Origin of the sequence: Azotobacter bryophylli, from assembly GCF_042643485.1 — a bacterium.
Taxonomy (GTDB): Bacteria; Pseudomonadota; Gammaproteobacteria; order Pseudomonadales; family Pseudomonadaceae; genus Azotobacter; species Azotobacter bryophylli.
Window position 1 is genome coordinate 48,490 of the sequence record NZ_JBHRSJ010000029.1, and the last position, 12,466, is coordinate 60,955.

Here is a 12,466-nt window from a genome sequence, read left to right on the forward strand (position 1 = left end):
ATGTTCTGCCCATGGTAATCCCCGGATCGCGCAGCCGCCACCGGACCGCCGGCGCTGCGATGCCACGGCACCGACATCGAGAGCCGGCCCGGGGCTCGTCCGGCAGAACTGGTCTGCCGCGAACCCCGCGACCGTCGGCCTCAGACGCTGGCCAGGCTTTCCTTGTGGGCGGTATGCAGTACCTCGATCAGGCAGTCTTCCAGCTCGAAGCGTTCGCCCAGCAAGCCGCCGAGCTCTTCGAGCTCCCGACTCAGACAGCCGTCCAGGCAGTCGCCATCGTCGCAGCAGTCGTTGAAGGCCAGAGCCGCTTCGGTGAGGGATTCGAGTCGCGGGTAGATCTGCCGGGCCAGTTCGAGTCCGCGCTGATTGCCGAAGGCCTTGGCCTCGTTCATCAGCTGCTCATAGATCTCGAAGTGACCGGCAGAGACGTAATCGACCAGCAGTTGGCAGAAGTCCTGGACGCCTGCGGCATCCGCCGTGGGAGCCCGCTGTCGGAGGGAATCGAAGGTCTGGAGCAGCTCGCAGCGTTCCCTGAGCCAGCGATCGATCAGGAGGTGTACCCCACCCCAGCGCTCCTGGGCGTTTCGGCATCGTTCAAGCATGATGAGGGTTTCCCTACTTTGTTTTATTGGCCCCCGAAGCATCGATTGTCGGGCATCGGCTCGGGAAGTCGCGTCGTCTGCCAAGCGGGAGGGGGCGACGCGTGCGGGCCAGAGTATGCCCGCCTCGCCGAGCCTTCAAGGCATGCGCCGACGAATGTTCATACGAACGTTTGATCGGCGGGGAGGGAAAAACGCTCAGGCGCGACGAAACAGCTGGTACAGGGACAGCAGGATCATGCCGACGAAGGCCAGCAGGCTCCACTCGGGAACGCTCATACCGAAGAGGGTCCAGTTGACCTCGGCGCAGTCGGCGGTGCCGTGCAGGACCTGACGGACGATCTCCTGGAATGGCAGGGCCTCCATCATGTACTCCAGGCTCGGCAGGCAGGACGGCAGCTGCTCCGGCGGGATGCCCTGCAGCCAGATCTGCCGCCCGGAAGTGGCCGCCCCGGCGCCGGCCAGCAGCAGGGCGAGCCCGGCGTAGATCCGCCGCCCCGGCGCGGCCGGGCCATGCAGTGCGGCGATCAGGCTGACGAGACCGAAGAGGATGACGAAGATCCGCTGGACAATGCACAGCGGACAAGGCTCCAGGCCGACCGAGTGCTCCAGGTAGAGCGCCCCTCCCATCAGCGCGAGGCAGCCGAGGAAGGCGAGGAAGAACAGGGAACGTGGACTGGCCAGGTTCATGGCGGCTCCGAGAACAGGGCAAAGCCGCTACGGTAGAGGAAAGCACATCGGCCTTTCAAGGCACTGCGCCGCAAGGCCGCGCCGCGTACCGAGCGACGCGGCGGCGGAGCGGCGCTCGACAGTCGGCTAGTGTGCAGGCTGCGGCAGGGCCGGCGAGCGGGCTCCGTGCAACTGCATGCCTTCCTGGAACAGCCGGTTGCTCTGCTCGGTCTCTCCCAGCTGGGCCAGCAGGCGCGCCAGTTCGCTGCAGGTCTCCGGGCTGCGGGCAAGCTTCAGGCTGGCCTCGAAGTATTCGCGCGCCTTGCCCCACAGCTTGTTGAACAGACACAGGCGCCCTAGGGTCAGCAGCAGCAGAGGGTCCTTGGGATGTCCATTCAGCCAGCCCTCGGCCAGCTGCAGCTGGCGGGCTGGGTCGTTGCCGCGAACCTGGCCGTAGAGATAGGCCAGGCGTTCCTCGTAGTGCTGTCCGAGCGCGGTGCGCAGCACGGACTCGGCCTCCTCGGACGCCCCCAGGTCGCGCAGCCGCGAGGCGTAGGCCTGCACCAAGCCGGCATCCTCGCGCAGCCCCTTGGGCAACTGCCGCCAGCACTGGGCCAGGGCGTCCCGGGCCGACGGTCCCTCCTTCAGTCCGTCCTGGCCGGCCTGTTCAAGAGCCGCGGTCCAGGCCAGGCGCTCCAGCTCGATCAGCCTGGCTTCCGGAAGCGCCTTGTACTTGCGCAGTTGCGGCAGCAGCTGGCACAGCGCCGACCAGTCCTGCAACTGCACGTAGAGCCGCTGTAGGAGCTGCAGGACGTAGGGATGCCGGGGATGCTCGACATGCAGCTGCTGCACGCAGGCCAGGGCTTCGGCGTACTGGGAACGGGCGATCAGCAGACTCGCCTGGGTCAGGCCGATGGCCATGTCCGCCTGCGGTTCGCGTTCCCGTGCCTCGTGCAGCAACCGGTCGCTCTCGGTGAAATCGCCCAGTTCATTGGCGGCCCGTGCCGCGCCCAGATAATGCACCAGCGGCTGTTGGTCGCCGGACGCGGCCCGACGCAGATGGCGCAGGGCATCGCTCCAGCGCCCCTCCGCCAGATCGCGCTGGCCACGGCGCGCCGCCAGGCGGATGCGCCGGTTGTGGTTGCGCCGCGACCAGGGATTGACCACCCCGCCCGAAGTGACGATCAGGCCCAGCAGCAGACGCAGCACCCAGCCCAGTCCGCCGACCAGCAACAGCAGACCGAGGAAGGCCCACAGGCTGGATTCGAAGCGGAACCCCTTGTAGGCGAAGAGGACGTAGCCGGGATGCTCGGCGATGGCCATGCCGAGCACGGCCGCGCCGGCGATGGCCGCCAGCAGGAGGAGATAGAGACGGCTCATGGACGGGCCTCCTGCCCTTCACCGGCGGCGCTTCCGTCCGCCTGCGGCTGCTCCAGCGCCTGCCGCCGCTGCAGGTAGGTCTGCAGGGTCGCCAGGGCCGGAGCCAGATCCGGGGCCTGTACCGCGACCGGCTGCTCGGCCAGCTCGGCCAGACGCTTGAGCAGGGCCGCGCTCTGCGGATGGTCGGTATTGAACTGTCCGGCGAGGACGTCCTGCGCTTCCTTCAGCGCCTGCCGGTAGACCTCTGGCTGGGCATGCAGTGCCGCCCACTGGGCCTGCTCCAGGGCCAGGTCCAGGGTCAGGCGCACCTGGGACAGGTTCTGCCCGGACAACAGCGGGCGGATGTCCTGATCGGCGTGCAGGTCGATGCGCACGAAGCGGGAGATCTTCTCCCACCACTGCTGCCAGCGACCGGCGACGGCGGGAGCCTGCTCCTGCTGGAAGATCGGCGCCAGAGGCTGCAGCTGGGCCACCTGCTCGCGCAGGGCGCCGAGCTTGAGGAACAGCCCGGTGCGATCGGGCTGCTGCACGCTGCGCAGGGCCTCGACCGCCTTCGCCAGCTGCTGGCGGGCGGCGAAGGAAGCCGGATCGTCCTGCTCGCGGAGGATCTCGTCGGCGCCCTCGACCAGCGCCCGGGCGCTGTTGACGTCCTGCAGGGCGGACAAGCGCAGGCTGGCCAGACGCAGCAGGTGCTCGGCCTCGGCCAGACGCCACTCCTTGCGACTGCCGCCGAGCACGGTATCCAGGCGCTGGCTCATGCGCTGCTGGTCGCCCTGGAGCACGCCCAGGATACGCCGCTGCTCGTCCAGCTCGGCGCTGCCGGGCAGCTGATCCAGGCTCGCGCGCAAGCGCTGATCGCTCTGGACCAGAGAGTCCAGCTGGCTGCGGATACCGCTCTCGAACCGGCTGCTCTGGCTTTGCAGGCTGCCCTGCAGACCCTGCAGCCGCCAGAAGCTCCAGCCGCCGGCGGCCAAACCGCCGGCCCCGACCAGCAGGGCCAGGGCGACCAGCGTGAAGGGAGCACCGCCGCGGCTGTCGGAAACTTTCGACGGGGCCGCGGCAGGAGAATGGGACGGCCCGGGGGCGGGCTGCGGGTCTTTGTTCGGGGAGGCTGCTTCGCTCACAAATCCTTCCTATGCATCAGGCGGTCGGCGCTGTTCGGCTCTCGAGCGCCGCCAACAAGGCCGCGGCACTGGCGCCACGGCAATCCGTTACATCCTGCGCACCGGCGACGCGGGCCATTTCGGCGACCCGCGGGCTGGGCACGAACAGGGGCAACCGGCAGAGTGCCGACCAGTCGCCCGCGGCCAGCTGAAGCAGATGCTCGAAGCCCTGACCACTGCTGACCTGCAGGCCGTTCAGGCGTTCCGCTCGGACCCGCTCGGCCAGGGCGCCCGGCGGATAATCCGGCAGGCACCGACGGTAAAGCTCCAGATAGTCGACGCTCACCCCCTGACCGCGCAAGTGTTCGGCGAGCAATTCCCGGCCGCCCTCCCCGCGCAGGATCAATACCCGCGGCTGCGGCACCGCCAGCGCGGCGGTCAATTCGGGCTGCTGCAGAAGGGCCTCGCTGTCGTCCCCGGCAGCCGGCCAGTTCACCGTCAGACCGTAATCCTCGAGGATCTCGCCGGTGGCCGCGCCGACGCAGAACCAGTGCTGGTTCGCCGGCGGCTGCGGCCAGTAGCGGTCGAGCCGGTCGAGGCCCAGCCGGGCGGCCGGCTTGCTGACCACGATCACCGCGCTGTAGCGGTCCAGGTCGAGGAAGGTCGAGCGCTGCTCCGGGGTTTCCGCCAGCGGCTCGATGTCCAGCAGCGGCAGACTGCTGCTGTGGATACCTCGCTCGGCCAGCTGCCCGGCCAGTGTCTGGCATTCATCGGCCGGCCGGGTGATCAAGAGACGCCAGCCGCTCACGGATGGCCTTCCTCTCCATAGACCGCACGCAGGATGCGGTCGGCACCCTGGGCCAGCAGCGCCTCGGCCACCTGCACGCCGAGCGCCTCGGCCTGGGCGCGCGGGGCGCGGGCCTCGGCGCGCAGCAGCTCGCCGCCGTCGGGCTGGCCGACCAGGCCGCGCAGCCACAGCTCGTCGTCCTCCAGCAGCGCGTAGCAGGCGATGGGCACCTGGCAGCCGCCGTTGAGATGCTTGTTCAGCGCGCGCTCGGCGTTGACCCGGTCGGCGGTGTCGATGTGATGCAGCGGGGCCAGCAGGGCGTGCACCTCGGCATCGGCGCTGCGGCACTCGATGCCGACGGCACCCTGGCCGCCGGCCGGCAGGCTGTCCTCGGCGCTGATGAAGGTGCGGATCCGCTGCTCGAAGCCGAGGCGGATCAGCCCGGCGGCGGCGAGGATGATCGCGTCGTACTCGCCGGCATCCAGCTTGGCCAGACGGGTGTTGACGTTGCCGCGCAGGAACTGGATCTTCAGGTCCGGCCGGCGTGCCAGCAACTGAGCCTGGCGGCGCAGACTGGAGGTGCCGACCACGCTGCCGGCGGGCAGCGCGTCGAGGCTCTCGTAGGTGTTGGAGACGAAGGCGTCGCGTGGGTCTTCGCGCTCGCAGATGCAGTAGAGGCCGAGGCCCTCGGGAAACTCCATCGGCACGTCCTTCATGGAGTGCACGGCGATGTCCGCTTCGTTCTCCAGCAACGCGGTTTCCAGCTCCTTGACGAACAAACCCTTGCCGCCGATCTTCGCCAACGGCGCATCGAGCAGCTTGTCGCCGCGGCTGACCATCGGCACCAAGCTCACCTTCAGGCCCGGATGCGCCTGTTCCAGGCGCGCCTTGACGTATTCGGCCTGCCACAGGGCCAGGGCGCTTTTGCGGGTGGCGATACGGATTTCACGGGACATGGGCGATTCCACAGCAAGAAATGCCCAGATGATAACAGGCTCGCAGGCCGCGAGCCTGCCGGCGGGGCCAAGGACCGGATCAGACGGATCGGAGCGGGGCGCCCTGCCCCGTCGTTACAGGTTGTGCATCAGCTTGCGCACGCCGGCGACATGCCGCCGGCTCACGGTCAGGGCGTCGTTGCCGAGGCCGCGCAGATAGAGCTGGAAATGCCCGAGCGGAGTGCGCTGCAGGCGCTCGATGCGATCCCGGGCGACCAGGGCGTTGCGATGAATGCGTACGAAACGCTCGCCGAACTCGTCCTCCAGGGCCTTCAGCGGCTCGTCCAGCAGCACTTCGCCGCCCTCATGGCGCAGGGTCACGTACTTGTGGTCGGCGATGAAGAAGATCACCTGGTCCAGGGGAACCAGCTCGATGCCCTTGCGCGTGCGTGCGCCGATATGGCTGCGCGGGGCTGCGCCAGTGGCCGCGACCGGACGGGTCAGGGCAGCCAGCTGCACCCGTGTGGGTCGCTGGGCCTTCTTTAGCGCCTCCTTCAGATCCTCCAGGCGGACCGGCTTGACCAGATAGCCCACGGCGCTGGTGCGGAAGGCCTCCAGGGCGAACTCGTCATGGGCGGTACAGAAGATCACCGCCGGCGGCGCCTCCTTTTCGCAGAGCCTGGCGGCCACCTGCAGACCGTCCAGCCCCGGCATGCGGATATCCAGCAGGACGATATCCGGCTTCAGGCTGTCGATCAGGGCCAGCGCCTCCTCGCCGTTGCCGGCGGAAGGCTCAAGCACGCGGTACCCCTCCAGCTCGCTCACAAGACGGCTGAGGCGCTCCCGTGCCAGCGGTTCATCGTCGACGATCAAGACATTCATGGTGCTTCTGCTTCCTGCTTCAGTCCTGCACAAGGATAGCGTAGACAGGTGATATGACGGCCGTCACGGCGTTCCACGGTGAGACTGGCGGCGGGTCCGAAAAGTGCCGCGAGACGGGCGTCGATGTTGCGCAGAGCCTGCCGTGTGCCGCCCGCGGAGGTGCCCTCTCCCTTCCCGCAGGGATTGCTCACGGCCAAATGAAAAACACCTTCCCGGTAGCCTGCCTCGACCCGGACCAGGCCGCCCTCGATACGTGGCTGGATGCCATGGATCAGCGCGTTCTCCAGCAGCGGCTGGAGGGTCAACTGGGGAATCGGCAGATCGCGCGGAACGCTCTCCACCTGCCACTCCAGGCGCAGGCGCTCGCCGAGGCGATATTGCTCGATGGCGAGGTAGCGCCGGGCGAGCGCCAGCTCCTCGTGCCAGGGCACCAGGGTACCCGGCTGGGCCAGGCTGGCGCGGAACAGGTCGGAGAGATCCAGCACCGCCTGCTCGGCCTGGTACGGCGCGCTGGCCACCAGGCTGGCGATGCTGTTCAGGCTGTTGAACAGGAAATGCGGGCGGATCCGCGCCTGCAGCGACTCGATCCGTGCCTGCAGCTCGGCCCGCTCCTTCCGGCGCCGCTGGCTGTGCAGATAGGAATGGCGCAGCAGCAGGCCCGACATGATCAGCGCGATCAGGCCGTGGCGCAGGTAGAGCACCGGCGCGCTCTCCCCCGCTGACGCGGCACCGAGATCAAGGCGGTCGGCCAGGACGTTGCAGCCCAGGGTCAGGCCGACCACCAGGGCGCAGGACAGGCCGCCGGCCAGCCCCGCCCGCAGCCGCGCCAGCCAGGGGCGCAGACGGCACAACACGGCCGCCGAGAGCAGCACGATCCATTGTACGAACAGCGAGGTCAGGGCCAGGCGCACCCAGTCGAAGCCGGCCGGCATCGGCTCGGCCAGGACCAGCACGAGCACCAGCAGCTCGGCGAGCAGCACCAGACCGAGCAGGGCGTCCGCCTCGCACAGTTCGGGAATGAAGAAGTCGTCGTCGGGCGCCGCCCGGGGCGAACCATGCAGCCAGTGGGTTTTCATCCCGGCAGTATTCGCAGAGGCCCTCGCCCGCGGCAAGCCGGAGCCGTCGAAGCGGTGAAACGGCGCACCGAAATGCCCGGCTCCGCGGCCGCTCGGCACGGGCCTGCGGCGGTTGCCCCGCAGAGCCTGCTATTATTCCGCGCACTTTTTTACGCCATGCCGGCCGCATCGCGGCCGCCGGTCTTTGCGCATCAGCCGAGAGCACTCCATGTCCGTCGAGAAAACCAACCAATCCTGGGGCGGCCGCTTCAGCGAGCCCGTCGACGCCTTCGTCGCCCGCTTCACCGCCTCCGTCGAGTTCGACAAGCGCCTCTACCGTCACGACATCATGGGCTCCATCGCCCACGCCACCATGCTGGAAAAGGCCGGCGTGCTGACCGCCGCCGAGCGCGACGCGATCATCGACGGCCTGAAGCAGATCCAGGCCGAAATCGAGGCTGGTACCTTCGACTGGCGCGTCGACCTGGAAGACGTGCACATGAACATCGAGGCGCGCCTGACCGACCGCATCGGCGTCACCGGCAAGAAGCTGCACACCGGACGCAGCCGCAACGACCAGGTGGCCACCGACATCCGCCTGTGGCTGCGCGACGAGATCGACACCATCCTCGGCGAGATCACCCGCCTGCAGCAGGGCCTGCTGGATCTGGCCGAGCGCGAAGCCGATACCGTCATGCCCGGCTTCACCCACCTACAGACCGCCCAGCCGGTGACCTTCGGCCACCACCTGCTGGCCTGGTTCGAGATGCTTTCGCGCGACCACGAGCGCCTCGTCGACTGCCGCAAGCGGGTCAACCGCATGCCGCTGGGCTCCGCCGCCCTAGCCGGCACCACCTACCCGATCCAGCGCGAAATCACCTGCCAGCTGCTGGGCTTCGAGGCGATCTCCGGCAACTCCCTGGACGGCGTGTCCGACCGCGACTTCGCCATCGAATTCTGCGCCGCGGCCTCGCTGGCCATGATGCACCTGTCGCGCTTCTCCGAAGAGCTGGTGCTCTGGACCAGCGCCCAGTTCCAGTTCATCGACCTGCCCGACCGCTTCTGCACCGGCTCCTCGATCATGCCGCAGAAGAAGAACCCGGACGTGCCGGAACTGGTGCGCGGCAAGTCCGGCCGGGTGTTCGGCCACCTGGCCGGCCTCTTGACCCTGATGAAGGGCCAGCCGCTGGCCTACAACAAGGACAACCAGGAGGACAAGGAACCGCTGTTCGACGCCGCAGACACCCTGCGCGACTCCCTGCGCGCCTTCGCCGACATGGTTCCGGCGATCAAGCCCAAGCGAGAGATCATGCGCGAGGCGGCGCTGCGCGGCTTCTCCACCGCCACCGACCTGGCCGACTACCTGGTGCGCAAGGGCCTGCCCTTCCGCGACTGTCACGAGATCGTCGGCCATGCGGTGAAATACGGTGTGCAAACCGGCAAGGACCTGGCCGAGATGAGCCTCGACGAGCTGCGCCAGTTCAGCGGCGAGATCGGCGAGGACGTGTTCGCCGTGCTGACCCTGGAAGGTTCGGTCAACGCCCGCGACCACATCGGCGGCACCGCTCCGAACCAAGTGCGCGCCGCCGTGGCCCGCGGCCGCCAGCTGCTGGCCGGCCGCTGAGCCCTGGGGCCGCCCGTCCCACGGGCGGCCCATGCCCCTCTCAAGAGGCCCGACCGCGGCGGGCCGGCGCTTGGTTCAGAGCCAGCCCTTGAACTTGAACCAGGCGTGCGACAGCGCCGCGGAACCGACCATCAGCCCCAGCGCCAGCGGATAGCCGTAGTACCACTCCAGCTCCGGCATGTGGCGGAAGTTCATGCCGTAGACGGTGCCGACCAGGGTCGGCGGCAGGAACAGCACGGCGGCGATGGAGAACACCTTGATGATGCTGTTCTGCTCGATGTTGATCAGGCCGAGGGTGGCCTCGAGCAGGAAGCTGCTCTCGTCGGACATCTTCGCCTGATATTCGCCGAGCGAGCGAACGTCGCGCTCGGACGTCTTCAGCCAGCCCCGGGCCGGCTCGCCCAGCCAGCCCTCGCCGGCCTGGCGGACGAAGCTGATCTGCCGGCTGATGCTCAGCAGGCTCTCGTTCAGCTTGGCTTGCAGGGCGTTGTGTCGGCCGAGGTGCTTGACCACCTTCTGCAGGTCGGTCTTGTCCTCCGGCTTTTCGCTGAAGATCGCCGTGGACAGGCTGTTCTGCTGTTGCTGCAGCATTTCCAGCACGTCGGCGATACGATCGACGACCCCCTCGATCAGCGAGGCGAAGATCATGTCGCTGGAGCGATGCAGCTCCGGCTGGCGCACGCTCTTGCCGGTGAAGGTGCGGAACGCCGACAGCTCGGCGTAGCGAACCGTGACCAGCCAGCGTTTGCTGAGCACGAAGGTGACCTCGGCGATGCTCGGGCTCTGCTGGCTGATGCCGCTCACCAGGCTGGCGGTCATGAACAGCGAGCCGCCGCTCTCGTAGAAGCGCGAGGACTCTTCGATCTCCACCATCTCCTCGCGGGTCGGGATCTCCATCTCGAGCTTCTGCTCGACGAACCGCTCTTCCTCGCGAGTCGGGTGCAGCAGGTCGATCCAGATGACCCCGGGCGGAATCTCGACCAGATCCTGCGCCTGTTGCTGACGCAGACGCCCATCCTCGATTAGGTAGTAGTTGATCATGCGGGATCCCTGTTCCAGAACCGGTACCGGCCAGTTGTACCCAGCGGCCGGCGGCCGACAGTATCATGGCGCGGGTCGATAGCAGAATCGACCGGCCAGGAGAGTCGGCAGCCATGAACGACAACCGCACCCGCGACGGGAACGATGCGCCGCACGCCCCGCGCTTCCAGTTTTCCGCCGACCGCCGCTCGGCCAGCCGGCGGGTACGCTACATTGAAACCAACCACGCCGACGACGGTGAGTGTCGGCTCTGCCAATTGGACAGCGGGCGATTGCCGGCTGCAGAGGAACCGATGAACACGCAAGACCAGCAGAACGGAAACGACGAAGAAGAGGCTTTCACCGAGGAAACCCTGCTCCAGGCCATCGAAAACCAGCTCGAAGCCAGCGATCCGCCGGCAGCCCGGGCCACGCTGAACAAGCTGATCCTGGTCGGCTACGAGCGCGAGGAGATCCTGCACCTGATGGCCCTGGTGCTGGCCCGGGAGATCGACGCCATGCTGCGCGAAGACCGCCCGTTCGATCGGGACTGGTACGAACAGGCCCTGCGCGCCCTGCCGGAACTGCCGGAGGCGGCCGCCTAGCGAGACGGCTACACTGCAGGAAACCCTATAGCCGGCGACACGCCGATAGCCTCAGGAGCAGTCCTCATGTCCTACACCCCCGAAGTGGTCGCGGAAATGGAAATTCTCGCCCGCTACAACCTGGGCAATACCCTGGAAGGCCTCAAGGTCCATCACGATGCGGCGCCCGAAGCAGTCGCCGCCACCCGGCGCCTGTACGACAAGGGCCTGCTCACCGAGCCGGACGGCGGCTACCTGACCAGCCTGGGCCTGGATGCCGCCGAGCAGGCGCAGAACCTACTGACCATCCTCGCCGCTCCGCGCGGCTGACCCGCATCTGGGCCGGCGGCACGGACGCGCTCTTCAGAGGTCCTCGAACGCCAGCTCCTCGCCGACCTGCTCCAGGGTGACCCGGCCGAGCAGCTCGCCGAGCCGCTCGCCGCTGGTATCGCAGATCCAGCGGCCGCTGGCCTCGTCGTAGTCGAAGTGGAAGCCGCCGGAGCGCGCCGCCACCCACAGCTGACGCAGGGGTTCCTGACGACTGAGGATGACCTGGCTGCCGTTCTCGAAGCGGATGGTCAGCACCCCCGCGGAACTCTCCAGATCGACGTCCAGATCGCTGTCGTCGAAGACATCCTCGACTTCTTCCTGAACCCCATCGATCAGGTCGTGGAAGCGGGCTTCGCTAAGGCTCATGCTGGGTCCTCGTGAATTCGAACAAAAAAGGCTCATGGAAAGGCAACGATAGCCGATTCGCCGGGCCGGGAAGCCCGCCGGACGGGAGCTCCGGGCGCATAGGCAAGGCGTCGGGGGGCCGGTATACTCCGGCGCAATCGTTGCTTTTACAAGGATTTCGTCATGAAGCGCCTGCTGCTTCCCTTCCTTGCACTGGCCGTGCTGAGCGCCGCGCTCACCGGCTGTGGGCAGAAAGGCCCGCTCTACCATCCGGACGACAAGAGCGCCGGCCACAGCAAAGACCGTTTCGAATTCTAAGAACCCGCACGGCCGCCAATCGCGGCTGAGCGGGCTCTCCCAGGAGGCCCCATGGAACCCTTCAACTACCGCGACGGCACGCTGTTCGCGGAAGGCGTGGCGTTGTCCGCCATCGCCGCACGCTTCGGCACCCCCACCTACGTCTACTCCCGCGCCCACATCGAGGCGCAGTACCGCGCCTATGACGACGCCCTGGCCGGCGCGCCGCACCTGGTCTGCTTTGCGGTCAAGGCCAACTCCAACCTCGGCGTACTGAACCTGCTGGCACGCCTCGGCGCCGGCTTCGACATCGTCTCCCGCGGCGAGCTGGAGCGCGTGCTGGCCGCCGGCGGCGATCCGCACAAGGTGGTGTTCTCCGGCGTCGGCAAGAGCCGCGAGGACATGCGCCGCGCCCTGGAAGTGGGCGTGCACTGCTTCAACGTCGAGTCCGAGGCCGAGCTGGAGCGCCTGCAGGACGTGTCCGCCGGGATGGGCGTCAAGGCCCCGGTCTCGCTGCGGGTCAACCCCGACGTGGACGCCGGCACCCACCCCTACATCTCCACCGGGCTCAAGGAGAACAAGTTCGGCATCGACATCGAGCAGGCCGAAGAGGTCTATGCCCAGGCCGCCGCGCTGCCGAACCTGGACGTAATCGGCATCGACTGCCACATCGGCTCGCAGCTGACCACCCTGTCGCCCTTCCTCGACGCCCTCGACCGCCTGCTGCTGCTGGTCGATCGCCTGGCCGCCCGCGGCATCGCCATCCGCCACCTGGATCTCGGCGGCGGTCTCGGCGTGCGCTACCGCGCCGAGCAGCCGCCGGCGCCCGGCGAATACATCGCCGCGGTGCGCCAGC

Annotated in this window: 15 protein-coding genes; 5 read left to right on the forward strand and 10 right to left on the reverse strand. The window is 68.0% G+C overall.

Annotated elements, in window-relative coordinates:
• Positions 1 to 140 precede the first annotated feature (140 nt).
• The 8 genes from rsd to ACFOJE_RS13255 form a co-directional block, all read right to left on the reverse strand.
• A complete protein-coding gene (rsd, locus tag ACFOJE_RS13220) occupies positions 141 to 602 on the reverse strand; it encodes a sigma D regulator (RefSeq protein ID WP_377814840.1) in 462 nt (153 codons plus the stop codon).
• 195 nt (positions 603 to 797) lie between these two features.
• Positions 798 to 1,289 (reverse strand): disulfide bond formation protein B, encoded by a 492-nt coding sequence (locus ACFOJE_RS13225; protein ID WP_377814841.1) that lies wholly within the window; start codon positions 1,287 to 1,289, stop codon positions 798 to 800.
• 126 nt (positions 1,290 to 1,415) lie between these two features.
• Positions 1,416 to 2,648 carry a heme biosynthesis HemY N-terminal domain-containing protein gene (locus tag ACFOJE_RS13230; protein ID WP_377814842.1) on the reverse strand — a complete coding sequence of 411 codons (1,233 nt, stop codon included), beginning with the start codon at positions 2,646 to 2,648 and terminating at the stop codon, positions 1,416 to 1,418.
• Positions 2,645 to 3,772, reverse strand: a complete 1,128-nt coding sequence (locus ACFOJE_RS13235; RefSeq protein ID WP_377814843.1) for a uroporphyrinogen-III C-methyltransferase — start codon at positions 3,770 to 3,772, stop codon at positions 2,645 to 2,647. The genes ACFOJE_RS13230 and ACFOJE_RS13235 overlap by 4 nt, the downstream gene beginning before the upstream one ends.
• A 16-nt stretch (positions 3,773 to 3,788) precedes the next feature.
• Entirely contained in the window at positions 3,789 to 4,559 is a 771-nt protein-coding gene (locus ACFOJE_RS13240; RefSeq protein ID WP_377814844.1) for a uroporphyrinogen-III synthase, read from the reverse strand.
• On the reverse strand, positions 4,556 to 5,494 hold the full coding sequence (gene hemC, locus ACFOJE_RS13245; RefSeq protein ID WP_377814845.1) for a hydroxymethylbilane synthase: 939 nt from the start codon (positions 5,492 to 5,494) through the stop codon (positions 4,556 to 4,558). Before hemC ends, ACFOJE_RS13240 begins: the two co-directional genes overlap by 4 nt.
• Before the next feature lie 114 nt (positions 5,495 to 5,608).
• The gene (locus tag ACFOJE_RS13250) at positions 5,609 to 6,355 is read right to left on the reverse strand and encodes a LytR/AlgR family response regulator transcription factor (RefSeq protein WP_377814847.1); all 747 of its coding nucleotides are present in this window, start codon (positions 6,353 to 6,355) and stop codon (positions 5,609 to 5,611) included.
• On the reverse strand, positions 6,352 to 7,431 hold the full coding sequence (locus ACFOJE_RS13255; protein WP_377814849.1) for a sensor histidine kinase: 1,080 nt from the start codon (positions 7,429 to 7,431) through the stop codon (positions 6,352 to 6,354). The genes ACFOJE_RS13250 and ACFOJE_RS13255 overlap by 4 nt, the downstream gene beginning before the upstream one ends.
• Positions 7,432 to 7,639: 208 nt before the next feature.
• Here ACFOJE_RS13255 and argH point away from each other — a divergent pair, with 208 nt between their 5' ends.
• Positions 7,640 to 9,034 carry an argininosuccinate lyase gene (gene argH / locus ACFOJE_RS13260; RefSeq protein ID WP_377814851.1) on the forward strand — a complete coding sequence of 465 codons (1,395 nt, stop codon included), beginning with the start codon at positions 7,640 to 7,642 and terminating at the stop codon, positions 9,032 to 9,034.
• Between the two features lie 75 nt (positions 9,035 to 9,109).
• Here argH and ACFOJE_RS13265 read toward each other — a convergent pair whose 3' ends face one another.
• On the reverse strand, positions 9,110 to 10,075 hold the full coding sequence (locus ACFOJE_RS13265) for a magnesium transporter CorA family protein (protein WP_377814852.1): 966 nt from the start codon (positions 10,073 to 10,075) through the stop codon (positions 9,110 to 9,112).
• 113 nt (positions 10,076 to 10,188) lie between these two features.
• Between ACFOJE_RS13265 and ACFOJE_RS13270 the strand changes: the two genes are divergently transcribed.
• Both ACFOJE_RS13270 and ACFOJE_RS13275 read left to right on the forward strand, forming a co-directional pair.
• A complete protein-coding gene (locus ACFOJE_RS13270; protein ID WP_377814855.1) occupies positions 10,189 to 10,659 on the forward strand; it encodes a hypothetical protein in 471 nt (156 codons plus the stop codon).
• Positions 10,660 to 10,725: 66 nt separating this feature from the next.
• Complete coding sequence (locus ACFOJE_RS13275) at positions 10,726 to 10,968, forward strand: TIGR02647 family protein (RefSeq protein ID WP_377814856.1); 243 nt, start codon at positions 10,726 to 10,728, stop codon at positions 10,966 to 10,968.
• A gap of 33 nt (positions 10,969 to 11,001) precedes the next feature.
• Here the strand turns inward: ACFOJE_RS13275 and cyaY are convergent, their stop codons facing one another.
• A complete protein-coding gene (cyaY, locus tag ACFOJE_RS13280; RefSeq protein WP_377814857.1) occupies positions 11,002 to 11,334 on the reverse strand; it encodes an iron donor protein CyaY in 333 nt (110 codons plus the stop codon).
• A gap of 162 nt (positions 11,335 to 11,496) precedes the next feature.
• Between cyaY and lptM the strand changes: the two genes are divergently transcribed.
• A complete protein-coding gene (lptM, locus tag ACFOJE_RS13285; protein ID WP_377814858.1) occupies positions 11,497 to 11,631 on the forward strand; it encodes an LPS translocon maturation chaperone LptM in 135 nt (44 codons plus the stop codon).
• Positions 11,632 to 11,682: 51 nt separating this feature from the next.
• Positions 11,683 to 12,466, forward strand: a 784-nt coding sequence (lysA, locus tag ACFOJE_RS13290) for a diaminopimelate decarboxylase (protein ID WP_377814860.1), incomplete at its 3' end; no start/stop codon positions are given.

Bases quoted from the DNA above. Each gene is read 5' to 3' on its own strand.
- lptM (WP_377814858.1), top strand. From the start codon at position 11,497: ATGAAGCGCCTGCTGCTTCCCTTCCTTGCACTGGCCGTGCTGAGCGCC.
- cyaY (WP_377814857.1), bottom strand. From the start codon at position 11,334: ATGAGCCTTAGCGAAGCCCGCTTCCACGACCTGATCGATGGGGTTCAG.
- ACFOJE_RS13225 (WP_377814841.1), bottom strand. From the start codon at position 1,289: ATGAACCTGGCCAGTCCACGTTCCCTGTTCTTCCTCGCCTTCCTCGGC.
- ACFOJE_RS13250 (WP_377814847.1), bottom strand. From the start codon at position 6,355: ATGAATGTCTTGATCGTCGACGATGAACCGCTGGCACGGGAGCGCCTC.
- ACFOJE_RS13265 (WP_377814852.1), bottom strand. From the start codon at position 10,075: ATGATCAACTACTACCTAATCGAGGATGGGCGTCTGCGTCAGCAACAG.
- hemC (WP_377814845.1), bottom strand. From the start codon at position 5,494: ATGTCCCGTGAAATCCGTATCGCCACCCGCAAAAGCGCCCTGGCCCTG.
- ACFOJE_RS13230 (WP_377814842.1), bottom strand. From the start codon at position 2,648: ATGAGCCGTCTCTATCTCCTCCTGCTGGCGGCCATCGCCGGCGCGGCC.
- ACFOJE_RS13255 (WP_377814849.1), bottom strand. From the start codon at position 7,431: ATGAAAACCCACTGGCTGCATGGTTCGCCCCGGGCGGCGCCCGACGAC.
- rsd (WP_377814840.1), bottom strand. From the start codon at position 602: ATGCTTGAACGATGCCGAAACGCCCAGGAGCGCTGGGGTGGGGTACAC.
- argH (WP_377814851.1), top strand. From the start codon at position 7,640: ATGTCCGTCGAGAAAACCAACCAATCCTGGGGCGGCCGCTTCAGCGAG.
- ACFOJE_RS13270 (WP_377814855.1), top strand. From the start codon at position 10,189: ATGAACGACAACCGCACCCGCGACGGGAACGATGCGCCGCACGCCCCG.
- ACFOJE_RS13275 (WP_377814856.1), top strand. From the start codon at position 10,726: ATGTCCTACACCCCCGAAGTGGTCGCGGAAATGGAAATTCTCGCCCGC.